This is a genomic window from Arthrobacter sp. FX8, assembly GCF_026723805.1.
Lineage (GTDB): Bacteria > Actinomycetota > Actinomycetes > Actinomycetales > Micrococcaceae > Arthrobacter.
The window spans coordinates 3,734,146-3,760,029 of the sequence record NZ_CP113505.1; the positions used below are offsets into that span (position 1 = coordinate 3,734,146).

The 25,884-nt window shown below is 66.6% G+C and carries 21 protein-coding genes, 1 tRNA gene and 5 pseudogenes; 7 read left to right on the forward strand and 20 right to left on the reverse strand.

Translation table 11 applies throughout. The features are described 5' to 3' along the window. Positions 1–2: 2 nt before the first annotated feature. From pknB to OUO20_RS17495, 7 genes and pseudogenes are all read right to left on the reverse strand, one after another. Complete coding sequence (gene pknB, locus OUO20_RS17465; protein ID WP_276573326.1) at positions 3–1,997, reverse strand: Stk1 family PASTA domain-containing Ser/Thr kinase; 1,995 nt, start codon at positions 1,995–1,997, stop codon at positions 3–5. A 15-nt stretch (positions 1,998–2,012) separates the two neighbouring features. Further along, a pseudogene (locus OUO20_RS17470) lies at positions 2,013–3,739 on the reverse strand (protein kinase domain-containing protein). Further along, positions 3,736–5,195 (reverse strand): annotated as a pseudogene (locus OUO20_RS17475) (peptidoglycan D,D-transpeptidase FtsI family protein). The pseudogenes OUO20_RS17470 and OUO20_RS17475 overlap by 4 nt, the downstream one beginning before the upstream one ends. Continuing rightward, a pseudogene (locus OUO20_RS17480) lies at positions 5,192–6,579 on the reverse strand (FtsW/RodA/SpoVE family cell cycle protein). The pseudogenes OUO20_RS17475 and OUO20_RS17480 overlap by 4 nt, the downstream one beginning before the upstream one ends. After that, positions 6,576–8,306 (reverse strand): PP2C family protein-serine/threonine phosphatase, encoded by a 1,731-nt coding sequence (locus OUO20_RS17485; RefSeq protein WP_442781145.1) that lies wholly within the window; start codon positions 8,304–8,306, stop codon positions 6,576–6,578. Before OUO20_RS17485 ends, OUO20_RS17480 begins: the two are co-directional and overlap by 4 nt. 2 nt (positions 8,307–8,308) lie before the next feature. After that, entirely contained in the window at positions 8,309–8,788 is a 480-nt protein-coding gene (locus OUO20_RS17490) for an FHA domain-containing protein FhaB/FipA (RefSeq protein WP_018769901.1), read from the reverse strand. Next, positions 8,785–9,528 (reverse strand): FhaA domain-containing protein, encoded by a 744-nt coding sequence (locus tag OUO20_RS17495; RefSeq protein ID WP_018769902.1) that lies wholly within the window; start codon positions 9,526–9,528, stop codon positions 8,785–8,787. Before OUO20_RS17495 ends, OUO20_RS17490 begins: the two co-directional genes overlap by 4 nt. Positions 9,529–9,922: 394 nt before the next feature. On the opposite strand from OUO20_RS17495, the gene OUO20_RS17500 reads away from it, so the two are divergent. Beyond that, positions 9,923–10,004, forward strand: a tRNA-Leu gene (locus tag OUO20_RS17500). 125 nt (positions 10,005–10,129) lie between these two features. Here the strand turns inward: OUO20_RS17500 and OUO20_RS17505 are convergent. Together OUO20_RS17505 and OUO20_RS17510 are read right to left on the reverse strand one after the other, a co-directional pair. Further along, positions 10,130–10,863: pseudogene (locus tag OUO20_RS17505) on the reverse strand (FadR/GntR family transcriptional regulator). 9 nt (positions 10,864–10,872) lie between these two features. Beyond that, positions 10,873–12,000 carry an L-talarate/galactarate dehydratase gene (locus OUO20_RS17510; RefSeq protein ID WP_018769904.1) on the reverse strand — a complete coding sequence of 376 codons (1,128 nt, stop codon included), beginning with the start codon at positions 11,998–12,000 and terminating at the stop codon, positions 10,873–10,875. Positions 12,001–12,154: 154 nt separating this feature from the next. Between OUO20_RS17510 and OUO20_RS17515 the strand changes: the two genes are divergently transcribed. Then, positions 12,155–13,084 carry an NADP-dependent oxidoreductase gene (locus OUO20_RS17515; protein WP_134164844.1) on the forward strand — a complete coding sequence of 310 codons (930 nt, stop codon included), beginning with the start codon at positions 12,155–12,157 and terminating at the stop codon, positions 13,082–13,084. Between the two features lie 30 nt (positions 13,085–13,114). On the opposite strand, the gene OUO20_RS17520 is transcribed toward OUO20_RS17515, so the two are convergent. Further along, positions 13,115–13,828: a TetR/AcrR family transcriptional regulator gene (locus OUO20_RS17520; protein WP_026265867.1), complete on the reverse strand. Its 714-nt coding sequence runs from the start codon at positions 13,826–13,828 to the stop codon at positions 13,115–13,117. Between the two features lie 135 nt (positions 13,829–13,963). Here OUO20_RS17520 and OUO20_RS17525 point away from each other — a divergent pair, with 135 nt between their 5' ends. Both OUO20_RS17525 and OUO20_RS17530 read left to right on the forward strand, forming a co-directional pair. Continuing rightward, positions 13,964–15,355, forward strand: a complete 1,392-nt coding sequence (locus OUO20_RS17525; protein WP_268002249.1) for a flavin monoamine oxidase family protein — start codon at positions 13,964–13,966, stop codon at positions 15,353–15,355. 101 nt (positions 15,356–15,456) lie between these two features. Continuing rightward, positions 15,457–15,822, forward strand: a pseudogene (locus tag OUO20_RS17530) (pyridoxamine 5'-phosphate oxidase family protein); the annotation flags it as partial. Positions 15,823–15,860: 38 nt separating this feature from the next. On the opposite strand, the gene OUO20_RS17535 reads toward OUO20_RS17530, so the two are convergent. Together OUO20_RS17535 and OUO20_RS17540 are read right to left on the reverse strand one after the other, a co-directional pair. After that, positions 15,861–16,469: a DUF6919 domain-containing protein gene (locus OUO20_RS17535; RefSeq protein ID WP_018769909.1), complete on the reverse strand. Its 609-nt coding sequence runs from the start codon at positions 16,467–16,469 to the stop codon at positions 15,861–15,863. A 59-nt stretch (positions 16,470–16,528) separates the two neighbouring features. Then, on the reverse strand, positions 16,529–17,185 hold the full coding sequence (locus OUO20_RS17540) for a hypothetical protein (protein WP_166673092.1): 657 nt from the start codon (positions 17,183–17,185) through the stop codon (positions 16,529–16,531). 215 nt (positions 17,186–17,400) lie between these two features. On the opposite strand from OUO20_RS17540, the gene OUO20_RS17545 reads away from it, so the two are divergent. Next, positions 17,401–17,781 carry a VOC family protein gene (locus OUO20_RS17545; protein WP_056392303.1) on the forward strand — a complete coding sequence of 127 codons (381 nt, stop codon included), beginning with the start codon at positions 17,401–17,403 and terminating at the stop codon, positions 17,779–17,781. A gap of 3 nt (positions 17,782–17,784) precedes the next feature. Here the strand turns inward: OUO20_RS17545 and OUO20_RS17550 are convergent, their stop codons facing one another. Then, the gene (locus tag OUO20_RS17550; RefSeq protein WP_268002251.1) at positions 17,785–18,189 is read right to left on the reverse strand and encodes a DUF5997 family protein; all 405 of its coding nucleotides are present in this window, start codon (positions 18,187–18,189) and stop codon (positions 17,785–17,787) included. On the opposite strand from OUO20_RS17550, the gene OUO20_RS17555 reads away from it, so the two are divergent. Beyond that, entirely contained in the window at positions 18,152–18,985 is an 834-nt protein-coding gene (locus OUO20_RS17555) for a LysR family substrate-binding domain-containing protein (protein WP_018769914.1), read from the forward strand. The two genes, OUO20_RS17550 and OUO20_RS17555, sit on opposite strands and share 38 nt — an antisense overlap. Before the next feature lie 84 nt (positions 18,986–19,069). On the opposite strand, the gene OUO20_RS17560 is transcribed toward OUO20_RS17555, so the two are convergent. From OUO20_RS17560 to OUO20_RS17570, 3 genes are read right to left on the reverse strand one after another with little or no spacing between them, the layout of a single operon-like run. Further along, on the reverse strand, positions 19,070–19,732 hold the full coding sequence (locus OUO20_RS17560) for a DUF3618 domain-containing protein (protein WP_268002252.1): 663 nt from the start codon (positions 19,730–19,732) through the stop codon (positions 19,070–19,072). Further along, the gene (locus OUO20_RS17565) at positions 19,729–20,160 is read right to left on the reverse strand and encodes a phage holin family protein (RefSeq protein ID WP_026265945.1); all 432 of its coding nucleotides are present in this window, start codon (positions 20,158–20,160) and stop codon (positions 19,729–19,731) included. The genes OUO20_RS17560 and OUO20_RS17565 overlap by 4 nt, the downstream gene beginning before the upstream one ends. Next, positions 20,160–21,056 carry a hypothetical protein gene (locus OUO20_RS17570; protein WP_051081398.1) on the reverse strand — a complete coding sequence of 299 codons (897 nt, stop codon included), beginning with the start codon at positions 21,054–21,056 and terminating at the stop codon, positions 20,160–20,162. The genes OUO20_RS17565 and OUO20_RS17570 overlap by 1 nt, the downstream gene beginning before the upstream one ends. A gap of 274 nt (positions 21,057–21,330) precedes the next feature. Between OUO20_RS17570 and OUO20_RS17575 the strand changes: the two genes are divergently transcribed. Next, the gene (locus tag OUO20_RS17575) at positions 21,331–21,870 is read left to right on the forward strand and encodes a MarR family winged helix-turn-helix transcriptional regulator (protein ID WP_018770406.1); all 540 of its coding nucleotides are present in this window, start codon (positions 21,331–21,333) and stop codon (positions 21,868–21,870) included. Between the two features lie 118 nt (positions 21,871–21,988). Here the strand turns inward: OUO20_RS17575 and OUO20_RS17580 are convergent, their stop codons facing one another. From OUO20_RS17580 to OUO20_RS17595, 4 genes are all read right to left on the reverse strand, one after another. Further along, positions 21,989–23,149 (reverse strand): baeRF2 domain-containing protein, encoded by a 1,161-nt coding sequence (locus OUO20_RS17580; protein WP_018770405.1) that lies wholly within the window; start codon positions 23,147–23,149, stop codon positions 21,989–21,991. A 117-nt stretch (positions 23,150–23,266) separates the two neighbouring features. Further along, complete coding sequence (locus tag OUO20_RS17585) at positions 23,267–23,611, reverse strand: hypothetical protein (protein ID WP_018770404.1); 345 nt, start codon at positions 23,609–23,611, stop codon at positions 23,267–23,269. 22 nt (positions 23,612–23,633) lie between these two features. After that, complete coding sequence (locus OUO20_RS17590; RefSeq protein ID WP_026265944.1) at positions 23,634–24,884, reverse strand: D-arabinono-1,4-lactone oxidase; 1,251 nt, start codon at positions 24,882–24,884, stop codon at positions 23,634–23,636. A gap of 59 nt (positions 24,885–24,943) precedes the next feature. Continuing rightward, positions 24,944–25,852, reverse strand: a complete 909-nt coding sequence (locus tag OUO20_RS17595; protein WP_018770402.1) for a pentapeptide repeat-containing protein — start codon at positions 25,850–25,852, stop codon at positions 24,944–24,946. Positions 25,853–25,884 lie beyond the last annotated feature (32 nt).

Here is a 25,884-nt window from a genome sequence, read left to right on the forward strand (position 1 = left end):
CGTCAGCCCTTCCTGGTGGGCTTCGGCGTGGGAGTGGGAGTGGGCGTCGGCGTCGCCGTTTCGGTCGGAGCCGGTGGGGGCGGAGCCTTGGCCACAACGATGCCGATGGTCTTTCCCTGGTCGACGGCGGCGTTGGCGGGGTCGCTCTGGTCCGTCACCTTGCCCGGCTCTACCTGGGAATTCTCCGCCTCCATCACCGACGGCACCAGGCCAAGCCCCTTCAGGGCCGCCTCGGCCTCATCACGGGCCAGGCCGCGCAGTTCGGGGACAACCACCTTGCCCGTGGAAACGATGAGTTCCACGCTGGTGCCGACGCCAACGCTTTGCCCGGGCGCCGGATTGGAGGTGATCACTATTCCTGCCGGAACGGTGGCGCTGTTGGCCGTGCTGGTTGACGGCGCGCCCACCAGTCCCACCTGCCGCAGGATATCCCGGGCGGCTGCCTCAGTCTTGCCCGGGATGCTGTCCGGGACCTTAACCGAACTGGGGCCCTCGGAGATGTTGAGGATGACCTCCGCCCCCGGCTCAAGTGACCCGCCCGCCGCGGGATCAGTCCCAATGGCGGTTCCCTTGGGCACGGTGTCATTCACCGCCCGCGCGATCCTGGGGCGCAGGCCGGCGTTGTACAGTGCCTGAAGCGCCGCGGTCTCCGTCATCGACGCCACCGAGGGGATTGACACTTTGGGTGCAGCGGGGGCTGGGCGGTTGACCGTTTGGTAGAGCCACAGGCCACCGCCTGCCAGTACCAGCAGGGTGAAGATCACCAGGGTGGCGATCCACGCACGACGGCGGGACTTTTGCCCGGTGGTCCGCTCACGTTCCGGAGGGAAGCCAAGCGGGAGCGGCGCAGCCGACCCGTAATCGTCTGCCCTGTATCCGCCCGGCCTGTAGCCGTCCATCTCCTGCTCATCCGCAAGTTCCAGCGGACCTGCTGCTCCGTCGTCATGGAGGGAGGTGGCTGCCAGGCGGCCGGTGGGCGCGTCATCAAGGAAGTTGGTCCCCGATGCGGCGAACGCCTCCGTTGGCGGGGACGCTTCGGGAACGTGGTCGTTGGGATCGGTGGGCGCCTCGGACACAGGCACGGCAGGGACAGGGACCCCGGCCTTTGCCGCCCTCAGGGCGCGCCGAAAGGCTGCGGCATCCTGGAACCTGTCGGCCCGGTTCTTTTGCAGGGCCTTGGCCAGTACGGTGTCCAGGGCCGGTGACACATCCGGATTCAGGCTGCTGGCGGGCTCCGGAATTTCCCGCACGTGCTGGTAAGCCACGGACACCGGGCTGTCCCCGACGAACGGAGGGCGCGAGGTCAGCATTTCGTAGAGCAGGCATGCGGCGGAATAAAGGTCACTGCGGGCGTCGACGGTTTCACCCCGGGCCTGTTCCGGTGACAGGTACTGCGCTGTTCCCACCACTGCCTGGGTCTGGGTCATGGTGGCGGAGGAATCGGCAATCGCGCGGGCAATGCCGAAGTCCATCACCTTGACGGAATTGCTGCCCGGGCAATACATCACATTGGCGGGCTTGATGTCCCGGTGCACGATTCCGGCCTTGTGGCTGTATTCCAGGGCGCCCAGGACCCCCAGGCAGTACTCGATGGCCTGGTCGATGCTGACCTCATGGGCGCGGATCAGATCGCGCAGGGTCTTTCCCTCGACGTACTCCATCACGATATAGGGCACGCGGACGTCCTCGCCGGTGCCGTCGTGGACCAGGTGTTCACCGGTATCGAAGATGGCCACGATCGAGGGGTGGTTCAGGGCCGCCACCGCCTGTGCCTCACGCTTGAACCGTGCCTGGAACTGCGGGTCGCGGGCCATATCCGGCCTGAGCAGTTTGATGGCAACAGTCCTGCCCAGGCGGGTGTCGGTTCCCCGGTAGACATCCGCCATGCCGCCCCGGCCAATGAGGCTGCCCAGTTCGTAGCGGCCGCTCAGGACACGCCGGTTGTCCACCGGCAGGCTGTCCTCCCGGTGCAACGGTGTGCGTGGTGACTCATTCACTGGTGGTCCCGACGTTTACGGCGTGCAGGTCGCAGGCGTTCCGGGCGTCTGGCCGGCCGCACAGGTTGGCAGGGGCGAGAGGGGCGTGGGGCCCGCCACGGGTGAGGACGTGGTGGGAGCAGGCGTGGGTGCCGCCGTCGTGGGCGCGGGTGATGGAGCGGTCGCGTAGATGACGGTAATCAGCGAACCCTTGGGCACCACGCCGGTCGGATTGAGCTCCAGGACGGTGCCGGGGGCGGCCGTCCGGCTCTCCTGCGGCAGGACCGTCACCTGGAGTCCCAGGTTGGCAAGGGCAGTCTGGACCTGGCGGTAGTCCTTGCCGAGGTAGGCGGCCGGGATCACGTTGACCGTGTCCTGGGTGGGCTCGGAAGTAGGCGTCGGCGTCGGTGTGCTGCGCGTCTGCGTCGGCGTGGCTGACGCAGTGGTCCGCGTGGGCGTTGCCGACGACGGCGGCGCGCTGCTGGTGGTGATGCCGGATGTCGGGTTGCCGGAGGGCGAGAAGAGTCCCATTTGGTTCAGCAGGAAACCCACCAGCGCAAACAGGAGCAGCAGGATCAGGGCGACCAGGGGCCAGGTCCATGGACTGCGTCCCTTGCGCCGGGGCTCATCGGAGGGACCGTCGTCGTACGTTTCCTCCTCCTGGTCCCAGTTCCGCTCGGCAGCCAGCGCATCGGCCCGGGCCAGTGGCCCCTTGGGAACATCCCCGTCGGCGGAAGCGCCCGCGGCGCCCGCAGCCAGCCCGGCCGCGGCGCCCGCCGCGCCGGCACCCAGCACTGGAAGGGCTGATGTGGCAGCCGGAGTGGAGTCATGCTGGGCGCCAATGACTCCGGTGGGGGCAGTGGCAGTGTCAACGGGGGCCGTGATGGGCCCTGTGTCGGCGTCGAAAAGAGCATGCCGGGAACGGCGGCGCGTGCTGCGCTGATGTCGCCGTTGCGGATGGCCTCCGCAGCCTCGGCCAGCTTGATGGCGTTGGCGGGACGGTCCTTGGGGTCCTTGGCCAGCATTGACATCAGGAGGGCCCGGACCGGGGCCGGCAAGGTCTCCGAAAGAGGCGGCGGAGCGTCGTTCACCTGGGCCAGGGCAATGGCGATCTGCGATTCGCCGGAGAAAGGACGGTGCCCGCTGAGGCACTCGTAGCCGATAACGCCGAGCGAGTAGATGTCCGAGGATCCCGTGGCGGTCTGGCCGGTCGCCTGCTCGGGTGCCAGGTACTGCGCCGTTCCCATGACCTGGCCGGTCTGCGTGAGGGGCACCTGGTCGGCGAGGCGGGCGATGCCGAAGTCCGTGACCTTGACCCGTCCGTCCGGGGTGATCAGGAGGTTGCCGGGCTTGACGTCGCGGTGGACCAGGCCCTGGGCGTGGGCGACGGCCAGGGCGCGGGCGGTCTGCGCAATGATGGACAGCGTGCGGTCCGGCGACAGCACTTGTTCGTGCTCGATGATGCTGCTCAGGGGCTGGCCGGGGACCAGTTCCATGACCAGGTAGGCCGAGCCCTCTTCTTCGCCGTAGTCAAAGACGTTGGCGATTCCCACGTGGTTCAGCAGGGCAGTGTGGCGGGCCTCCGCACGGAAGCGCTGGAGGAATCCGGGGTCCCCCGTGTACTCCTCCTTCAGCACCTTGATGGCGACGATGCGGCCCAGGACGAGGTCTTTGGCTTTCCAGACTTCCCCCATGCCGCCGATCGCAATCCGCGTGGTCAGCTGGAATCTGCCGCCGAGGGTGATTCCGGTTGTAGGCCTCACTTATTCAACACCGCCTCAAAAATCTTCTTCGCGTTAGGACTGGTCAGCTGTGCGCCGGTGGTGATGTTCACGCCCTCCATGACGATCGTGACACTCACCTGCGGATTGTTTGCGGGCGCGAAGCCGGTGAACCAGGAGTTATTGGTTCCGTTCCCGAGCTCTGCGGTTCCTGTCTTGCCGGCCACCTGGACGCCGGGGACCGCTGCGCCCTTGGCAATGCCCTCGCTGACTGCGCTTGCCATCCACTCGGTGATCTGGCTGGCGATCTGCGGGGTGGTGGAGGTGCGCAGTTGCTGCGGCTGCGGTTCGTCGATGACACGAAGGTCCGGAGAGCGCAGGGTCTTGATGAGGTTGGGCTGCATCTGCTTGCCGCCGTTGGCGATGGCGGAGGTCATCATGTTGATCTGCAGCGGCGTGGCGCGGACATCCTTCTGCCCGATTGCCGACTGGGCAAGGCCGGGTGCGTCCAGGTTTCCGGGGAAACCATTGCCCAGCGCGTGGCCCAGCTTCAGCTGGCCGCCGACGTCCTCGCCGAAGCCGAACTTCTTGGCCTGGTCGGCGATGGCGTCGCGGCCAAGATCCAGGGCAATGCTGGCGAAGGGGGTATTGCAGGACTGCTGCAGCGCGAAGGCGAAGCTGGCGGTGTCCCTGGTGTAGCAGTTGCCACCCGCGTAGTTGGGCAGTTTGTACTGGATGCCGTCAAAGGGCATCTCCGCCGGGTTGGGGAGGACACTGTCCTTGTTGTACTTGCCGGAGGCAAGCGCCGCCGCGGTGTCCACGAGCTTGAAGACCGAGCCCGGTGCGAGCAGCTCCCCGGTGGGGCCGCTGACGTTCTGGTTCAGGTTGATGCCCGGAACCTTGACCAGCTCGTTCATGCCGGCGCGCTCCGCGGCAGCGTCCTGGGTGGCCACCACGTTGGGGTTGTAGGACGGCTTGGACACCATGGCCAGGATGGCGCCGGTCTTGGGGTTGGTCACCACAATCGAGCCGCGCTGTCCGTCCGGGATCAGGCTGTAGGCAAGCTTCTGGATCTGGGGGTCGATGGTGAGTTCCACGGACGCGCCCTTGGGCTGGTTGCCCAGGAAGAGCTGGCCCACCCGGTCAAGGAAGAGCTGGTCCGAGTTCCCCGCCAGTTCGGCGCCCATGGCCTGTTCCAGGCCGGTGGCGCCATAGTTCTTCGAGAAGTAGCCGGTGATGCCCGCATACAGTTCCGGCTGCGGGTAGGTGCGCTGGAACTTGCAGGTCTCCGAACCGGTTTCCACCGACTCGGCAACGGGGGTGCCCCCAACGATGATGGCGCCGCGGTCGTTGCAGTAGTTCTGCAGGATGGCACGCTGGTTCAGGGGTTGGTCTTGAGGTCGTCGGCGCCCACCACCTGCACGTAGCTGATGGCCCCGAACAGCAGTGCAAACATGGCCACTGCGGCTACCCATGAATGCCGGATTGCCTGGTTCATGCCTGCTTCACCGCCTCGGTTGGAGTGTCAATGCCTGTTGCCGCTGCCGTCCCGGCCGGCGGCAACGGTGTAGTGTCCACCGGCCCGCGGGCCGCATGCGAGATCATCAGGAGCAGTCCCACAATGATCCAGTTGGCCAGAAGGGACGAACCGCCGGCCGCCAGGAACGGCGTGGTAAGCCCGGTCAGTGGAATGAGCCGGGTGACCCCGCCGATGACCACGAAGCACTGAAGCGCCACCGCGAAGGAAAGGCCGCAGGCGAGCAGCTTTCCGAACGCGTCCCGTGTGCCCAGGGCGGCGCGGAATCCGCGGGTGATCAGCAGCAGGTACAGCAGGACGACGGCGAACAGGCCGATGAGGCCCAGTTCCTCGCCCAGGGAGGCGATGATCATGTCGCTGTTGGCGAACGGGACCAGGTCCGGGCGGCCCTGGCCAAGGCCGGTGCCCACCAGGCCGCCGTTGGCCATGCCGAACAGGCCCTCGATGACCTGCCGGCTGCCGTTCTCGTAGACATCGGGGAGAAGGCGTTGAGCCAGCCGTAGACGCGCTGCTGGACGTGGGAGAACACCTGGGCGGCCACGAAACCGCCGCCGAGGATCAGGGCCAGGCCAATCACCACCCAGCTGATGCGGCTGGTTGCCACGTAGATCATGACGATGAAAAGCCCGAAGAAGAGCAGGGAGGAACCAAGGTCCCGCTGGAAGATCAGGACACCGATGCTGACCAGCCACGCGGTGATCATGGGGCCCATGTCCTTGAACCGGGGAAACTGCAGGGGGCCGATCTTGCGGCCTGCCAGCAGGATGAGGTCACGGTTGGAGGAAAGATACCCGGCGAAGAATATGGCGAGCGTAATCTTGGCTACTTCGCCCGGCTGGAACGTCATGGGGCCAAACCTGATCCACACCCGTGCGCCGAGGATTTCGCCGGCGCTGATTCCCGGGACCAGGGGCAGGATCAGCAGCAGGGCGGACGCAGCCAGGGAAATGAAGGTGAAGCGGCGCAGGATGCGGTGGTCCTTCAGGAAGAACACGACGGCGATGGCCACCGCCATGGCGATGAGGGTCCACCGGAGCTGGTTGTTTCCCGTGTCCTCGCCCGGAGCATCCAGGCGGTGGATCATCGCAAGACCCAAGCCGTTAAGGGCGACGACAATCGGAAGTATTACCGGATCGGCATACTTTGCGCGGAAGCGCAGGACACCGTGGAAGGCCAGGGCTGCCGCTGCCAGCAGGCTGGACTGGAACCAGAAGTCGGAATCGAAGGCCTTCTCCTGGTCCACGCCCACCATCATGTTGGCGCCGATGCCAACGGCAAGGGCCAGGAGCAGGAGGGCAAGTTCAACGTTGCGGCGGGGCTTGGGCAAAGTGCTTACCTGGCTCATTTGGCCGCCTCGCAGGTGATAGTCGGAGTGGGGGACGGAGAAGCCGAGGAGGGTGCGGGCGCGGCGGCATCCGGTGCGGGCGGCGGGGCGGCTGCGCTGGCGGGCGGCGCTGCACTTGCCGACGTGCCTGTGCTTGCCGACGGGGCAGGCGCAGTGGCGGAGGCAGATGGCCTGGGGCACTCCTCCTCGGGGGAGGTTGTTCCCGTGAGCTCCAGGTTCTTGACGATCCGCTGCGCGTCATAGAGGTCATTGGCGGGGACGGTCTGGCGGACCCGTTGCTGCGAGAACGGCGGGAGCGAGTCCATGCGGATATCCGTCACAGCCTCAAGGGAGGACAGCTGGATGGGTCCCAACCGTTGGGAGACCCCGTTGTAGATGGCCACCCGGGAATCGAACTCGCCGACGTAGTAGCGGGTCTGGGTCCAGGCGTACCCCAGCCACAGGCCGACGGCAACGACAACCAGCACGGCGGCTGCAACGGACCAGGCCACCCAGCGGCGCGGACGCAGCGTCGGCAAAGTGTCCTCGGGATCGACGGCCGGTTCTGCCTTATGGGTGAGGAGCGTGGCTGCCCGCCGTGCCACGGTACGTCCGGCCACGGTGGGGATGGAGCCCGATTCGGCGGCGGCAGCGGCAGCACCCACCAGTTCATGCGGGCGGGAGGCAAGTTCTTCGCGGAGGACTTCAGCGGAAAGATGTTCGCCCAGGTGGGGGTCTGTACTGCCGGCCTCGGAGGAGCCGCCCTCCGGATCCCTGGTGCCGCCGTCGGCGGTCTTCTTTTCGGGCGCCCGTTCCTGCCCGGCATCGTCAGTGGCTGAACCGGACTTGGCCGGTTCCGTCCCGCCGGCCGGAACAGGGGACGCGGCGGTGGCGCCTTGCCCGCCAGCTGCCGCGGCAGCGGACCTGCCGCCCTGCACCGGCGGAACGATTTCGACGGCGGCCGTGCTGACGTCGTCGGGCGTTTCCTCCACGATGTCCACCATGACCACGGTGACGTTATCCGGCGAACCGGCCTCAAGAGTCAGTTCAACGAGGGTGTCAGCGCATTCGTGCAGGTTGTGGGTTTCCCGGACCGTCCGCTCCACGGCGTGCGCGGCGACGTAGTTCAGCCCGTCGGAGCACAGCAGCCACCGGTCGCCGGGACGGGCGTCCAGGGTGTCCAGATCGAGTTCGGGGCTGGCATCGACGTCGCCCAGGACCCGCATGAGGACATTCTTGTGCGGGTGCGTTTCCGCTTCCTCAGGCCTGAGCCGGCCTTCGTCGATGAGCCGCTGGACGAAGGTGTGGTCCACGCTGACCTGCTTGAATTCGCCGTCGCGGAGCCGGTAGGCCCGGGAGTCGCCGATGTGCGCGAAGTGCAGTTTGCCGCCTGCCAGCAGGAGGGCCGTCACGGTGGTGCCCATGCCGGCCAGCTTGGGGTTGATGTGCACCAGTTCGGAGAGCAGTGAGTTGGCGGTCTGGATTTCGTCGGCAAGGATCGTCCCGGCCTCATCGCCGTGGTCGGGGCTGTCCAGGTGGATCATGTCCAGGACGGTCGCGGCTGAGGCAACGTCACCGCCCGCGTGGCCGCCCATGCCGTCGGCGACGACGGCGAGGTGGCGGCCCGCGTAGGCGGAATCGTCATTCTTCGAACGGATCCGGCCGACGTCCGACCGCGCCGCGAAGCGCATGATGAGGGGCCGCTGCGCCGGGCTGGAGCCGGTTGCGGGGTTTTCAGCCTCGGCCACGGTCACGGCCTCAATTCAATGACCGTCTTGCCGATTCTCACGGGGACCCCTGGCTCCACGGGCAGGGCACGGGTCAGTTGCTGGTCTCCCAGGTAGGTTCCGTTGGTGGAGCCAAGGTCTTCGATGAACCAACGGCTGCCCTGCGGGAAGAGCCGGGCGTGGCGGCCGGAAGCGTAGTCGTCTTCCAGCACCAGGGTGGCTTCCTGGGCGCGGCCCAGCAGGATGGGGCTGGCCGCCAGGGGCAGGGTCCTGCCCTTGAGCGGGCCTTCGACCACCACCAGTTGCCGGGCCTGCTGCTTTACGGGCTGCGGGGTCTCGGCAAGTTCCGGGTTCCGGCGGACCTGGCGGGCGGTGGGCACGCCGGATGCGGCCTTCCGGCCCAACATGAGGTCCCGGCGCATGGCGGAGACGATGCTGAAGATGAGTACCCAGAGGAGCAGCAGGAAGCCGAACCGCAGCGCGGTGATGGTCAGGTCGCTCATGCGTGGCCACCCGGGTTGGCAGGAAGCAGGCGGAAGATGATCTTTGTCCGTCCCATCGTGATGGTGGAGCCGTCTGTGAGTTCGATGCTTCCGGAGACCTTCTGCCCGTTGACGTAGCTGCCGTTGGTGGATCCCAGGTCCACGGCGCTGGTGGCGCCGTTGGCCGTTCGGATTTCCAGGTGGCGCCGCGATACGCCTGTGTCATCAATGTGGATGTCTGCCTCGGACGACCTGCCCAGGACGATGGACGGGGCGTTCAGCGAATAACGCTGGCCCTCGATGTCCAGCACAGGCTGCAGCCTCACGGGCGGCCGGCTGGGAGCTGCCGGCACGTTCGGCCGGGGCGGCGTGGCGCCGCCGGAGCCTTGGGACTTTTCGGTGGAGGAGGCAATTTCGAAATCACCGGGGCGGAGTGCCGTTTCGCGGCGGAAGGAGATCCGGACGGGCCCCTGGAGGGTGTAGCCCTGGCTCCGGACGTGGTTGATGACCACGTCGCAGAGTTCTTCGGCCAGCGGCGTGCCCCACTCCTGTGCGCGTCCGAAGTCCTCATCGCTGAGCTGGACGTCGAAGACGTTGGGCACCAGCGTACGTCCGGCCGCAATGGTGATCGCTTTATGGTCCACCTCGCGGCGGAGCCTGCTGGCGATCTCCACAGGTTCGACCTGGGCCTTGGAACCGGTGGAGAAGACACCGCGGACGGCCTTTTCAATGCCACGTTCAACCTTGTCCAGCAGACCCATGGTTCTTCTCCTTTCCCCCGGTTCCGGGGCAGTAGTTGTTGCTGACCAGCACCTGCAGGGCGGTCCGGCACTGCGCGGCATGCCCGCCGGCAGCGGCCACTCCTACATCCGATACTACTGGGCACCCCTGCGAATGACCTTAATCCACAACGGCCGGGCGCCGGCAAAAGTTCAGATCCGTGACTGGTCCGGTCCCAACCCGCGCAAACCGGCGGCGGCTCCGGCCCTCCGTCTCCGGCCGGTAAGGCCCCTCTGTTAGGCCGCCTTTAAGGGCATGGGGAAGGGGTGCCGGCGGCCAATTGGTAATTTGCGGCATCTGTCCGTTATGCTTGATCTCGCTGCTTTTACGAGGCGCGGAAACGGGAAACCGGACCGGCTGAGTGGAAGAAGTTGCGCGCGAGTGGCGGAACGGCAGACGCGCTGGCTTCAGGTGCCAGTGTCCGAAAGGGCGTGGGGGTTCAAATCCCCCTCGCGCACGCAAATGGTAAGGGCCCCAATCACACGATTGGGGCCCTTACCTATTTAACACCGGGCTGGGTCTGGAAACGTCAGGGGCTTGTTCGCAGATCCGGCCCTCGAGGGCCTGGATCCGCGAACAGGCTTAGGACCCGGCGGTCCTGGCTGCGTCCTCCTGACTGGACGGGCGCGCCGACGCCTTGAACCGGCGTCGTGAGTTTGCCAGGTGGCAGCGCATGGCTGCCGCGGCCGCAGCCTCGTCACCATCTGCGATGGCGTCCCGGATGGACCGGTGCTCCAGCACCACCTGGTCGAAATGGTCCCGGGCGTAGTGTTCGACGCCGGTCATCAGGCGGGTGCGCGGCATGGCGATCATGGTTTGCCCCAGCGCCGCCAGGCAATCTGAGTAATAGGGGTTGCCGGATGCCGCCGCCACAGCGCGGTGGAACTCGAAATCCGACTTCATGGCGTGGGCAGGGTGGCCTGCGCTTTCGGTGAAGGATTCCAGTGCGGCGCTGACGGCCCGCAACTGGCGGTCCGTGCGGTTCCGCGCCGCCAGTGCGGCGGCTTCGGCCTCCACTCCCATTCGGAATGCCAGCAGGTGCAGCCGGTCCTCCGTGGTGGCCACCGGGCGGCCACCCGGCACTGCCGGGGGCACGTCGGTGGGGGAGTGAGGGCGAAGCTTCCCCGCCCCCGCTCGGTTTCGACAAGCCCTTCGGCCTGGAGCCGGGTGAGGGCGGCGCGGACGACCGTGCGGCTGACGCCAAAGTCGTTGATGAGCGTGTTCTCGCTGGGCAGCTTCTCGCCCGGCTGGATCACGCCGTCGACGATGCGGTTGCGAAGGTCAGCGGCAAGGTCCGCGGTGAGGTTCCGGCTCATGGCTCAAGATTACGCGCCGAACTCTACGCGCTCGGTGGTCCAGGCACGGGCCTGATCGCTGAGCGTGATGCCAAGGCCCGGGCGGTCCGGAACGATCATGCGGCCGTCTTTGGTTTCCAGCCGTTCATTGAACAGCGGGTCCAGCCAGTCGAAGTGCTCCACCCAGGGTTCACGGGGGTAGGCCGCCGCGAGGTGGAGGTGGATTTCCATGGCGAAGTGCGGTGCCAGGCCCAGCCCGCGTTCGTCTGCGAGGGCGGCGAGGCGCAGGAACTGGGTGATGCCGCCCACGCGCGGGGCGTCGGGCTGGATGATGTCGCAGCCATTGGCGGTGATCAAGCCCTTGTGCTCGGCCACGGACGCCAGCATCTCGCCGGTGGCAATGGGCGTGTCCAGGACCTGTGCCAGATGGGCATGGCCTTCGAAGTCGTAGGCGTCCAAGGGCTCCTCGATCCAGACCAGGTCGAATTCCTCGAGGCGGCGGCCCATCCGCAAGGCGGTGGCACGGTCCCATTGCTGGTTTGCGTCCACCATGAGCGGCACGTCCCAGCCGATGTGTTCGCGGATCCCTGCCACGCGGCGGAGGTCTTCCTTGCTGTCGGGAAGGCCAACCTTGATTTTGATGCCACCGATGCCTTCCTCGACGGACTGCGTGGCCCGGGCCTTAACTTCGTCCAGGGTGGCATTCAGGAAGCCGCCGGAGGTGTTGTACGTCCGGACGGAGTCGCGGTATGAGCCCAGGAACTTCGCCAGCGGCAGGCCTGCGCGCTTGGCCTTGAGGTCGTACAAAGCAATGTCGACGGCGGCGAGAGCCTGGGTGGCGACGCCGGACCGGCCCACCGAGGCACCTGCCCACAGTAGCTTGGTGTAGATCTTCGCGATGTCGTTGGGGTCCTCGCCGATGAGGCCTTCGGCGACTTCCTTGGCGTGGGCGTACTGCGCCGGGCCGCCCGCGCGCTTGGAGTAGCTGAAGCCGATGCCGGAGTGGCCCAGCTCCGTGGTGATCTCCGCGAACAGGAAGACCACCTCGGTCATGGGCTTCTGCCGTCCGGTGAAGACCTTCGCGTCGCTGATGGGAACAGCGAGGGGAAGGCGGGCGGTGGACAGTTTGACGTGCCGGATCAGATCAACGGTGCTCATAAGTTCTCCTGGAGGCGGGATAGGGCTCCTTCGCCCCACCTGCTTAGGATATAAGTAGCAGACTTGTATTACAAGTACATCCGCCGGAGGTGTGGTGCGACACTCCCGGGCCGGAGCAGGAATAGTGGCGGACCGCTGCGCCGTTGTCGCAGGCATGAAGGCAATTACCTACAGCGAATACGGAAGCCCGGACGTCCTTGAATTGACCGAGAGGCCGATGCCGAAGGTGGGGCCGGGGATGGTCCTGGTCAAAGTGAAGGCAGCCTCGGTGAACCCCGTGGACTGGAAGATCATGGCCGGTTACCTGGATGCGGCAATGGACCTGCAGTTTCCCGCGATCCCGGGATGGGACGTGGCGGGGGTCGTCGAGTCGGTGGGGATCGACGCCCGGGCGTTCCAGCCCGGTGACGAGGTCATTGCCTACGGCCGGAAAGACTATGTCCATGGCGGAAGTTTTGCCGAGTACATCGCATTGCCGGAACGGCTGCTGGCCCGCAAGCCCGAGTCTCTGGGATGGAACGAATCGGCGGGGCTTCCGCTGGCCGGACTGACTGCTTACCAGGTCCTGAACCGCCTGGGCCTCGCGTCCGGTGAGACTGTCCTTATCCACGGTGGCGCCGGTGGAGTGGGGTCGCTGGGCATCCAGATTGCGGTGGCACTGGGTGCGAAGGTCATTGCAACGGCCTCCGAAAAGAACCATGAATTCCTCCGCTCCTTGGGGGCCGAGCCGGTTGCCTATGGGGAAGGACTCGTGGAGCGTGTTCGTGCATTGCGTCCCGCCGGCGTGGAGGTCGTTGTCGACTTCGCTGGAGGCAATCTTGAGGCGACGCTGGCCGTACTGGCTGAAGGGGGCAGGCATGCATCCATCGCCGACAGCGAAGTGGAGGAGCACGGCGGCACCTGGATGTGGGTCAGTCCGGTGGGAGCAGACCTGCAGGAGCTCGCCGGGTTGGTGGACCGGAACAACATCAGGGTAGAGGTTGCCAAGGTTCTTCCGTTGGCTCAGTCCGCGGAGGCTTTCCGCCTGAACATGGAGGGCCATACCCGGGGCAAGATCGTGGTGGCCGTGAACGGAGAAGCCTGATTCAGGGCTTTTGCGGCACGGCGGCCAGCGCTATGAACCGGATGTGGCGTCCTGTGTCCGCAGAGCCCCCAGCCCGGAGATCAGCGCATCAAGCCCCAGGCTGAAGGCGGTGTCGGCAGGCCGGCCACGCTCCCGGCCGGCTGCCGAACTGCGCACCGCGGCGGAGAAGTTGGGGGTGGAGCCGGCCATGGAGCCGGAATCGAAAATGTCCTCCGGAGCGGTGACGTCGTAAGCGGAGCCGAAGATGAAGGACTCCAGCGCCACGATGGCGGGGATGATGCGCTCCTGGGGGAAGCCGGCGTCGAGGAACCCCTTGCTCACGGTTTCGTACATGGCAAGGGTCTGCGGCGCGTCCGTCACGGGCAGGACGGCGATCACGGGAATCAGCGGTGTGTGCTCGGCGAAGACATCCCGGTAACTCCACGCCCAGGTCCGGACGGCGTCCTCCCAGCTCCCGCCGCCGAAACCCGTAACGTCCACCAGGGACATCAGGTGGTCCTCCACCAGCAGCAGGACGTCCTGCTTTGATGCCACATGGTTGTAGAGGGCGGAGGGAGCGACGTCCAGCACCTTTGCCAGGGCGGCCATGGTCAGCCCGTCATATCCCTTGCGGCTGATCAGTTCCAGCGCGGCTTCGGTAATTCCGGACTTGGCCAGCACGGCCGCAGACGGCCTGCCTGCCCGCCTCCTTTGTGCTCCGCCGTTGCTGGTGGAGCGTCCCTGTGCGGCTGATACTGCCGGCATTGCTGCCCTTTCGTCGATGTCCCCTGCATTATTCCACCCGGCACTTCCCCTCCCGGCAGGCACCCGCTATAGTTCTCATAAATGAATGGCATTCATTTAGTGGTCCCCGTCACTAAGGGGCCCAGAGAGGACATCATGCTGAACCTGAACCGCGACGTCGTGGTCGTCGGAGCCGGGCCGTCCGGACTCACCGCCGCCCGCGAACTGAAAAAGGCCGGCCTCACGGTCGCCGTGCTCGAGGCCCGTGACCGCGTGGGCGGCCGCACCTGGACCGACACGGTGGACGGTGCCATGCTCGAAATCGGCGGCCAGTGGGTTTCCCCGGACCAGACCGTACTCCTGGACCTGCTCCAGGAGCTGAACCTGGAAACGTACCCGCGCTACCGCGAAGGGGAGTCCATCTACATCGGCGCGGACGGCGCACCCGTGCGCTATACGGGTGACACGTTCCCGGTGGATCCGGACACCGCCGTCGAAATGGACCGCCTGGTGGCTCTGCTGGACGACCTTGCGGCGGAAATCGGCCCCACAGAGCCCTGGGCGCATCCCAAGGCGCGTGAACTGGACACCATTTCCTTCCATCACTGGCTCCGGCAGAACTCGGGCAACGAGGAAGCATGCAAGAACATTGGCCTCTTTATCGCCGGCGGCATGCTGACCAAGCCGGCCCACGCCTTCTCTGCCCTGCAGGCCGTCCTGATGGCAGCCTCCGCAGGTTCGTTCACCCACCTGACGGACGAGGATTTCATCCTGGACCGCCGCGTGGTGGGCGGAATGCAGCAGGTCTCGCTGCTGCAGGCGCAGCAGCTGGGTGACGACGTAATCCTTAACTCCCCGGTGCGCACCGTCAACTGGGAGCCGGATTCCGACGGCGGCCACCGGGTCACCGTTGAATCCGACCGGGCCACGGTCAACGCCCGGTTTGTGATCATGGCCGTACCGCCGAACCTCTACTCCCGCGTCTCCTTCAACCCGCCGCTGCCGCGCCGCCAGCACCAGATGCACCAGCACCAGTCCCTGGGCCTGGTGATCAAGGTGCACGCCGTCTACAGCACGCCCTTCTGGCGGGACAAGGGACTCTCCGGCACCTGCTTCGGGGCGGACGCCCTGGTCCAGGAGGTCTACGACAACACCAACCACGGCGATCCGCGCGGCACCCTGGTGGGCTTCGTGTCGGATGAGAAGGCGGACGCCGTCTTCGAACTCAGCGCCGAAGAGCGCCGGAAGGCCATCCTGAAATCGATCGCCGGCTACCTTGGCGACCAGGCCCTGGCGCCGGAGGTCTACTACGAGTCCGACTGGGGCTCGGAGGAGTGGACCCGCGGCGCCTACGCCGCCAGCTACGACCTGGGCGGACTGCACCGTTACGGCAAGGACCAGCATGCACCCGTGGGCCCCATCTACTGGTCATCGTCCGACCTCGCTGCCGAGGGCTACCAGCACGTGGACGGCGCGGTCCGCATGGGCCGGATTACCGCTGCACGCATCGCCGAGGTGGCAAAGGTGCCGGTGGCCGCCGGCTGGTAAATAAGCATGCTTACTAATAGGCTGGCGGCGGGGAGCGTCCCCGACTTTCGACGAACGAGGTGAGGCATGACTGACGCCCAGAGCATCAGCAAGGTGTCTAGGAGGTAAAGGACGACGGCGACATGTGGTTCTTCACCGGCCTTGGCACTTCCCAGGTTGCGCATGTCCGGGCTGATCCGCGCGTGAACGTCGCCTTTGGCCGGAAGACCGAATGGGTTTCCGTGGCCGGGACCGCCGAAGTGGTCACAGACCGGGCAAAAATCCGTGAACTGTGGAACCAGGCGGTTGAAGCCTGGTTCCCTGATGGCCCGGATACCCCCGAGGTGTGCCTGCTGCGCGTCGATTCGGATTCTGCCGAGTACTGGACCAGCCCCGGCGGCACGGCCGCCACGGTGCTGCAGTGGGTGAAGGCAAAGGTCACCAACAGCCGGATGAGTGTCGGTGAAAGCGGCACCGTGGAGCTGTAGTTCCCGGGAGCGCCGGGTAAGCGGACGGGGCGGAGCGGCTAGGGCTGCTCCGCCCCTTTCAGTGCCTGCAAGACCGCCGGAAACAGTACGCCGTTCCTTCCCCAGACCGGATCCAGGATTTCCACGTACCAGGAGTCGGCCAGGAGCAGGGCCAGGGCATCATTGGTTTCCTCTGCCCAGTCCCGGATCTGTTCCTCCTCAACGGGGTTCTCGCTGGAGCCGAGCACGGTGGTGACTTCCGATCCGGCAAGGGTTACCGGGATGGCTGCACTGCTTGCCTCGCCCGGTGCATGTGCCACGGTCACCAGTTCGGTGCGGGTGGACAGCGCCAGCAGTTCACCGGCGGTGGCGGCGCTGCAGAATCCGGTGACGTACTCCCGTTGGGCCGCGGCCCCGTTACGGATGCCGGGCTGGGATTCCTTGGTGAACAACCCGTGACGGTTCAGCTCTGCCAAGTCTGTGGCGATGGGTTTGGTCTCGTCGTCGGAGCCCGGCGCAAAGTGTCCAGGCTGGTAAGAACTCCCGCCCTCCAGCCACCGGGCAGTCAGTTCGCCGGCCGCTTCCAGTGTGGTGGCCTGCCGCCAGACTCCGCGGTCCTCCAGCAGGCGGCCATACTGATCGTGGACAGGCAGTTCCTCAGGCTTCATCCTGGGATGCTACCGCCGGGCTCTCCGCTGATCCACCGCCGGCGACACAGCAGTTAACCTCAGGTGGCCTGCTCCGCAGGCAGCGCCGCCGGGATTCCCGCCGCCCGTTCCGCCGCTGCCAATGACGCAGCCAGCCTTCCGACGGCGTCCGGGTAACCCTTGTGCGCGGCCGTCCGCAACTGGTCCGCCGTCCGCATCGCCTTGATCAGTGCCGACGTTTCGGGCAGCCGCACGTCAGTCAGTGCCGGGTAGTCGATGCTGTACGCCGGATCAAGTTCGTAGCGCCGCCACCGGACCATGAGCTCGTCGTGATGCGCGCTGGCGGCCTGGTGGGCCGAACGCTGCCGCCGCCCTTCCCGGCGGGCGGTGCGCCAGGCCAGGAACCTGGGGCTGCCACGGTAGGCGGCGATGCCGGCAGCGGCAGCTGCCCCTGCCAACAGCAGTCCAGCCCACGGCGAGACCAGGGCGGGGATAATCAACGCGGGAAGGGCGACACAGGCACCCAGGAACAGGTCCCAAAACAGCTGGTCCGGAGCCTCCGCTGCGCGGCCGGCCAGTGTGTTGCCGGCTGGTGCGCTGCCTCCGGAAGCCAAAGCCCGGCGTCGGACAACAAATACCGTGGCGGCCACGCTGGCCACCAGCACGGGACCGCACAGCAGGACCGCCCACGCACCTTGAAGCAGCCCCTGCATCAGAGACTCCGCCACAACTGACATCCTGCACCTCCAGCGCCCAGCCCCCGGGCCGGATGAGGCCGGGCTGGTCCTTCCATTGCACCGTCTCCCGGGCGCAGCGTCAATGGCGGAGAAGGCGTGCCACAACCTCACACCGTCAGAAGGGGCGGAAGAGGCGCTGCAGCCGCTGCTTGATCAGGTCATTTCCTGGTCCAAGGCACTGCAAACCGTCAGGAGCTGAGCGGTACGGTGAAGGCATGCGACTCAAAATGTGCAGCATCCACGTCCAGGACCCCGCCGCCGCCCATGCCTTCTATACGGGAACGCTCGGCTTTGACACGCTCATGGCCATGCCGGAGTACAACCTCTACATCATCAAAGACCCGGGAGCGGACGACAGTTCAGTAGGACTCCTCCTCGAGCCCAGCGACAACCCAATCGGCGCGAACTACATGAACGCCGTGCGCGAGGCGGGCCTACCCGCAATAGTCTTCGGGGTTCCCGATGTGCAGGCGGAATACGACAGGCTGGTGGCCGCCGGAGTCAGCTTCAAGACCCCGCCCACCACGGATCCGTTCGGGACCAGTGCAGTGTTCGACGACGGCTGCGGAAACTACATCCAGATCCACCAGGACTGAGGGCTAACGGGCCTGGGTGCGGTCCTTCTTCGCCTGCTTCTTCGCGGCCTCTTCCTTGACCCGCTGGGCCTCGGTGCGGACAGCCGCGTGGGTGGCACGTTCGGTGACCAGCCACTGCGGCGGAGCCTGCAGCAGCGCGGTGATTTCCGCCGTCGTCAGTGCTTCCTCCACGCCGCCGCGGCTTAGGCCGCTGATGGACACGTTCAGCTTCTGTGCCACCACGGGGCGGGGGTGCGGGCCGTTGCGGCGGAGCTCGGCGAGCCATTCCGGCGGGTTGGCCTGCAGTTCGGCGAACTCCTCGCGGGTGATGGTTGAATCCTGGAACTCCTGCGGCGTGGCCGGGAGGTAGATGCCAAGTTTCTTGGCAACGGTGGCCGGCTTCATGGACTGGGAGTTTGCAGAGGTCATGCTTCAAGGGTATCCGGGCGGCGGGTACTGTGAAGACGTGCCCTCCGACAATACCCCCTCGCCTGATGCCCAATCCGCCCCTGACGGGCCGGCCGACCAGGCGGCACCCCGGGTGCTGCGCATCGCATACGTGGCCGGCGTGACGCCGGGCAAATGGATCCGCCGCTGGGAAGAGCGGATGCCGCATATTCCCCTTGAGGCATTCATGGTCGACGACGGCGCGCAGCTTGGGAAGCTGCGGGACGGCGCGGCGGACATGGGTTTTGTCCGCCTTCCCATCGAGCGGGAAGGGCTCAGCGTCATACCGCTCTACGAGGAACAGCCGGTGGTAGTGGCGCCGAAGGGGCACGAGATTTCAGTGTTCGAGGAAGTGGCCCTGGCCGACCTGGCGCAGGAGTCATTCCTCGATGTTGCTGCCCTGGGCGGACCGGAGGCCGCGCTCCAGGTGGTTGCCGCCGGCGCCGGCCTGGTGGTCCTCCCCATGTCGGTGGCCCGCCACTTCAACGTCAAGGACACGGTGGCGCGCAGGCTCACCGGCGCGGACGGAACTGAGATCGCGCTGGCCTGGCCGACGGAGGCCACGGATGAGGTGCTGGAGGAGTTCATCGGCATCGTGCGCGGACGCACTGCCCAAAGCTCACGCCAGCCCTCGGCCCAGCCGGTCAAGGTCAAGAAGGATCCGAAGCCGGACCGCCGCGGCACCGGCGCCAAAAAGGCGCCCAAGGTAGCCCAGAGATACGCCCCCAACCCGGACAAGGGCCGGGGGAAAGGGTCCCGAAAGAAGGGCAAGCGCTAGGCAGGAGTCCAGGCCCGGCAACGGCAAAGCCGGCCCGCGGGATGCGGAGCCGGCTTTGCTTTGGTACGTGGATACCCACGCGGGTTACGTGTTTTGGACGTGGTCTTTGGCGTCGGTGGCGCGGTCTTTGACGTCGGTGGCGGCTTGTTGGCCTTCGAGTTTGACGTTTTGGGCGGCGTCGGTGGCGGTGACCTTGACGTTTTCCATGGCTTCCTGGGCTGGTTCCTTGAGGTCCTGGGCCATGGTTTTGGCGGCGTCGGTGACCTGGGTTGCCAGGGGCTGGGCTGCGGTTTTGAGCTGGTCCGCGGCTTCGCGTTCCTTCTGGCTTGCCGGGATCAGGGAGGAGACCAGGAGTCCGGCGCCGAAGGCGATCAGGCCGGCGGCGAGGGGGTTGCCGGCGGTTTTGGCTTTGACCTGGTCCGGGGCGGCGGAGACGGCGTGGCCGGCGTCGCTGAGTTTGGTCGAGACGGTGTCGCCTGCCTGGTGGAGGCTGTCGCCGGCGGTGTGCATGGCGTTGGTGGTGTGCCCGGCGCCGGTGGCGGTGGTGTCGTGGACCCTGGTGGTGGCGTTGTCTGCGGCGCCCATGATTTTCTCCTTGACGCCGGTGACGGCGTCTTTGACCTTGTCGGTTTGGCGGTGGACGATGTTGGACGGGGTGACCTTGTCTGCCACGGCGTCCACGTTGGTGCCCAGGCGTGCCCGGGTGGCTTCTATGTCTGCGCGGATGACGTCAGGGTTTTCGCTCATCGGTTTACCTCACCTGGTTTTAGGGTTGGGGGAATTTCTGAGAGGGTTTCCCCGGTTTGGGGCAGGCCTTTGATCTGCTTGAGTTCCTTGCGGCCGATGGAGGCCAGGACGGCGGCGATGATGGCCCAGATGACGGCGACGATCAGTGCGGACCAGCCCAGGGGCATGATGGCGCCCAGGGCCCACATTAGGGCCAGGGAGAGGAAGAGCAGGACGAAGTGTCCGCCGACGCCGGCGCCGGCGAGCATGCCGGCGCCTTTCCCTGCGCGGGAGGTGGATTGTTTGAGTTCGGCCTTGGCCAGTTCCACTTCCTGGCGCATCAGGGTGGACAGGTCCCGGGTTACGTCGCCCAGCAGCTCGCCCAGGGACGCGTTGTCCGCTTTCACATGCGCCGCACTCGGCGGCATTTCCGGAATCTGGCTACTCATTACAGGCCACCCGTGCCGCGGCGGCCAGTCCCGGAGGTTCCCTCGGTGCCGAACGCCTCGTCACCGGTGTACACGCCGTTTTCGGCCCGGTAGGGGTCGTCGTCGAACCGGAGCGGGGTTTCCTCCGCGGTACCCGAGGGAAGCGTGCTGGTGGATACCGGGGTTGCGCCTGTGACGGTGGGCTCATTGAAGAGGTCATCGTTACCCGCGGCGTACACGGTCTCCTGCCGCAGCGGCGCTACCGGTGACTGCACTGCCGGGGGTGTCTGCGCCGCGCGGTGCTGGCCCGAAGCCTGGACCTGCCCCTGCGAGTCGGGGGCGCCTGCGGTGAGGCCGCGGGTGAGGCGTCCGGCAAGGACACCGGCGCCGGCGGCGAGGAGCAGGAACGTGCCGGGATTGTTGCGGGCGTACCGCTGGACCTCGTTCAGGAGGTCGCCGGGTTCCCGGTTCTCCAGCCAGGACGCGATGGAGGAGGTCCGCTCGGCTGCCTGCCGGACAAGGTCGCTGGCCATGCCCTGCTGGTCCGGGGCGCTGGCCATGCTGTGCAGCTGGCTGGAAATGTTGCGGATGCCCTCGGCGGCCTTCTGCTGCTGCGTGCCGGCCTGGGTGGTCAGGCCCGACTTGGCCTGGTGGAGCAGGTCCTGGGCATTGAGCTTGGCCTCATGGGCCACATTCGCGGCCTCGCCCTTGGCGGTCTCCGCTACATTCTGGGCGGCTGATGCGGCTTCACCAGCAACGTTGGAAGCCTCTTCCTTGGCTGCCTGCGACTTGGAGGAATCGGTTGAAACCCCCGTGTAGGAGTCATGCTGGGGCGCTGTTTCCGTTGCGCCGTACGGATCGGCAACACCGGGGGCGGCGGGGGTATGTGGTGTCTGGGGCCATTGGTTCTCTGTCATCATCGCTCTCTTTCAGAAAGGGTTAGCTGGCGAACAAGAACCAGCAGTGCTGGCAACTTAGTAAGCAAGGTTACTAATTAGATACTAAGCACACTTCCCATTTCGATTGCAAGGGGTAGTGGTGTTCAGCTTCCAATGGCTGCGCCTATGCAAGGGCGTGAAGGTGGGCGGTTAGTAAGCCTACTTGCGAATGTGTTGCTAAGCATGCTTATTGTAGGGGTGTAGCGACGCATGGTGACCAGCACTTTCGCCACCTACAGGAAGGCTGCGGCCGATGACCAGCAATCTCGATCCGGACGCCCGGAGCAGCTACCGCCTGATCACTCTGGCGGCACGGCTGATCCAGCGGCGGCAGGACGATGCACTGGCCCCCCTTGGCCTCACCCGTGCCGCTGTTATTGCATTGGAAGGCCTGATGGGGGGCCCACTGAACCAGGAACAGCTTGCCGACGCGATCAGGGTCCAAAGCCAGACGTTGGGCCGTGTCCTGACCCGGCTTGAATCCACAGGACTCATCACCAGGATGCGCCATGCCACAGACCGAAGGCAGCTGAAAGTGGAACTCACCGATGCCGGTGTTGCCGCCGTTGAAGCGGCGCGGGAGGCAGAGGTCAAGGCCTATCCTGACGATCCGGACATCGCATGGAAGGCACTCCGCGAGGAGCTGACAAAGTTTGTCCGCGCCGCACCGCTCAGCCACGACACCGGCGTGGTTCCGTTTGCCCCTCCCGAACACCGGGCCGCGCACGGTCACCGGCCGCAGGCCGGGCGTGCAGGCGGCCTGCGGGGATGGGACCAGCCCCGCCAGAATTGACGGGAAGTCTAAAAAGCAGTGGCCGGACCTTTCGGACCGGCCACTGTTTTGTCCAACCTTCGGCTTCCCGTTCCTCCTCCAGCAGTCCCCCTTGCACCAGGTGGGCTGCATAGGCTGATTACGACGACGGGACGCCCGGGCCCGGGGACCAGCGGAGCAGTGCCGCCACATCCACGCCCTCCGGCAGGACAGGTCCAGGGACCAGGAGAACGCGGGCGTCAGTCAGGGCAGCTGCCCGCAACAGGGCGGCAGGGGCCGGAACTTCGCCAAGTATTCCTGCCGCCAGGGCTTCCTCTTTGGCCGTGGCGATCCACGGTTCGGCATCCAAGGCCAGCATGGTCCGCCGGGACAGGGCGGCGTCATCAAGGATCAGGACCTCAACCTGTCCCTGCTGGAGCGCGTGGACCACAGCTCCCGCCCCGTGGGCCGCTTCCGGATTTGCCTGGCCCTCCTGGACTGCCAGCCTGTCCATGACCGCCTGCTGTTCTTCAGCCCAGACCTCCGCCACCCGCTGGCTGACCTGGTCCTCCAGGTTGGCGCTGTCCGCCCCGGCAGTGTGCGTGTGGGAATCGACCTCCGACAACAGTGCCCTGCCGGCCTCGGAGAGGTTTTCCCTGACCAGCCCGCGGGCGCGGATATCGCCGGCGAGAACAATCAGCCGGGCGCCGCCCGCACTGGCCACCCTGTCTATTTCGCCCGCCACTTCGTCGGCGTTCCGGCGCCACACGTCCTCGGTGTGGTGCTGGAACCGCAGCTCCGACCAGCCGCCGCCATGGAATTTGTGAATGTGTTCGGACTCGCCCTCCACCTCCCGGACGCTGGCAGGGGCCCCCGCCCCGGCACGGTACAACCGGATTTCCCCATGTTCGCGGCTGACCTCGGCCACAACGTACGGAAACTCTTCGGGCTGGTGTTTCAGCAGCGGGAGCAGGTCCGGGACGGGCTCGACGACCATCCTCTCCGGCAAGACCAGCCGGCCCGGGAGCACCTCGTTGAGTTCGGCTTTCCCGCCGTGGACCAGCACGAACCTGGACACGGGGGAGGGCATCCCCGTTGCGGGCGTGAGGGCCTGTTCCATGGCGTCGATGTCAGCGGACGTTGCTCCCTGGGCCTCGAGCTGGGCGCGGGTGTTTCCGGCCCGGACGTCGCCGGCTTCCAGGCTGTCCACTGTTCCGGTTCCGGCATCCACGTAGGCTGTGCACCAGGGGCCGGGCAGGCGGTACAGGTCCGCGTATGCCTTCAGGCCGGAACCGTGGGTGGTATTGCCGCGTTCTGCCATGACGATCTCCTTCGCGCGTGACGTGGTGTCACAGGCTTATTGGTTCGTCACTTCACGCTAGCACCGGGGAAGAGGCGGCTGAAGGGTCTTCCGGCCCCCCGACAGTCAGCCCGTCCGTCAGGCCTGGCAGGCGTCCTTCAAGGCCCGGACTGAGTCTGCCGGCACCTGGTCTCCGGCTTCGGCGATCTGGCCCAACGGCGTCGTAATTTCCGCCGGTACCCCTGCCGTGCGTGCCGCCGAGACGAGCCCGGCCAGCGCCTGTCGGTCCTCCACGCTGACCAGGCCGTCCTGCACCACCGCGCAGATTTGCCGGTTGACTTCCTGTGCGGCGGCGGAGGCAACTTTGGATGCGGCATCGCTGGCGGCATTGCCCGCAGCCTCCTCCACCCCGCCACATCCGGTCAGCAGCAACAGGGCGGTGGACAGGGAGGCGGCAGTAACGACGGCGGCGCGGAAGGTCATGCCTCAAGCGTACCGGCGGTGCCTACCGGCGGGCCGGGACGCCGAGGATGCTGTCCAGGAGTCCGTTCCGGAACTTGCCCTCCGGGTCGTGCCCGGCGGCAAAGGAACGGAAGTCGGCGAAGCGCGGGTACAGCTTTTCCCAGTCATGGGCGTCCGCGGTGAACAGTTTGCCCCAGTGCGGGCGCGCCCCGAAGGGCCGGAGGGCGTCTTCCAGGAGTGGGAGGAAGGCTTCCACCTCCGGCTGCAGCGGTTTCCAGGTGAAGTGCAGGGCAACGCTCTGCTGGCGGTAGAAAGGGCTGAGCCAGAACTCGTCGGCGGCTCCGGTGCGGATCTCCGAGACGAAGAGCAGGGGTGCAAGTTGGCCGGCCAGCCCGCGGACTGCCTGGAGGGCGGCGGGGGCGTGCTCCAGGGGAAGGATGAATTCGCTTTGCAGTTCGTCCCCGTTGCTGGGAGTGAACTCGTGCCGGAAGTGCGGCAGCCGGTCCAGCCAAGGCCCGGGTTCGTCCAGCTGTGCAGTGCAATTCTCGGCGGACATGTCCGGCAGCGGGTGCCGGGGACGGAGGGCGGCGGTGGCACCAAACAGGTTGGCGGGTGGTTGCTCCCCGTCGAGTGCTTTGAGCCAGACCTGGTTGATCCGGTCGCCGGCGTAGTCCGTAAACAGGCTCACGCTGTAGGCGCTGGAGACGATGGCGGTGAAATCCGACAGGGCGTTGTCCCAGGGAAGGTCCTCCAGGACACGCTGGCGCACTGTGAAGCTGGGACGTACCGCCAGTTCCAGTCCGGTGACGATGCCCAGGGCGCCGATGCCCACCACGCTGGCAAGGAACTCATCGCCGTCCGCCCGGGTAAGTGTCACCTGCTCGCCCGAGGCCCGCACCAGGTCGATGGATTCCACGGCGCCGGCGAGGGACGGGTTGTCCACCCCGGAGCCGTGCGTGCCGGTCTGGACCGCACCGGCTACCGAAATGTGCGGCAGCGAGGCCAGGTTGTGGATGGCAACCCCGGACTCCTCCAAGGTCCGGCACAGTGCCCCGTAGCTCACCCCGCCGCTGACCCGCACGGTTCCCCGCCCGGCATCCAGTTCCACCTGCTGCGGCAGGGCATCGAGGAGGATGTGGACGCCGTCAGTGTCGCCCACCCGGTTAAAGGAGTGCCGGGAGCCCAGGGCCTTGACCCGCGGCGAGTCCGCCACGATGTCCGCCAGCTCCGCTACGGATTCCGGCCGCCGCACGTCCGCGGAGGAGTATTCGAGGTTTCCTGCCCAGTTCTTCATCGGGTGGCTTTCGTTTGACATCGGTTTCCTCCAACTGTCAGCGCTAACAATCTTCGCTGTCAAGGCGCTTCCACGGGACGGGCGGGGGCCGCAGGAGCGGCAGCATGCCAGTGCCCGGGCTGCTCAAGCCCGGCGGGGAGGAGGGTGGAAGCGCTGCCGTGGGCCGCGGTGATTTGCGCCTGGGTGAGGAAGAGCGCCCCGGTGAGGTCGGCGTCGTCGAGCTTTGCATCCCGCAGGTCGGCACCAAGGAGGTCCGCTGCCGTCAGGTCGGCGCCCCGGAGGTCCGCGGCGATCAGGCAGGCACCGCGAAGGTCCGCAGCGCACAGCGGCAGGCCGCGCAGGTTTGCTCCCGCGAGGTCGGCGCCCGGCGCCAGGCGGACCAGGCGCGGATCGTCGCCGAAGGGGCCGGCGCCGAAGTAGCCCGCGCGGACCTCCTCACTGACCTCACGGAGTGCGCTGCCCACCTGGAGGTGCAGGGATGCGATGTCGGCTGCGAGGACCTCCTCAAGGGCGCCCGATGCAACTGCCCTGACCTTCGCCTGCAAGCGGCGGACATCCTCCGCGGTATCCGGGCCGTAGGCTTTCGCCCCAGCCTGGGCCAGGAGCCACAGCATTTCGTGCAATTGGCGCAGGACTTTAAAGGCGGCGAACATGTCCGGCGCCGATTCCGGGTCTTCCCGCCAGCTGATGCCCCTGAACAGCCGCTGGCTGACTGCCTGGCCTGCGCCGAAGCAGTCGAAAACCGTGCAGCCCGCAAACCCGCGGGGCCGGAGCCGGTCATGGATGGTGCAGGAGAAGTCCGGCGCCAGGTTGGGGCATGGCGTGGCGGGCGGTTTGTCGATGGCGAAGTCGGCCGAGCGGGTAAACCCGAAAGCCGTGCAGCACAGGGCAAAGCACTGCGAACAGTCAGGCCGGAGGGTGGCCGGGCCGGTGGGGGTGGCGGCGGAAGGAGGGTTGGTGGGTTTCATGATTGCTCCCGAGGGTGGTTCCGATAGGGGCG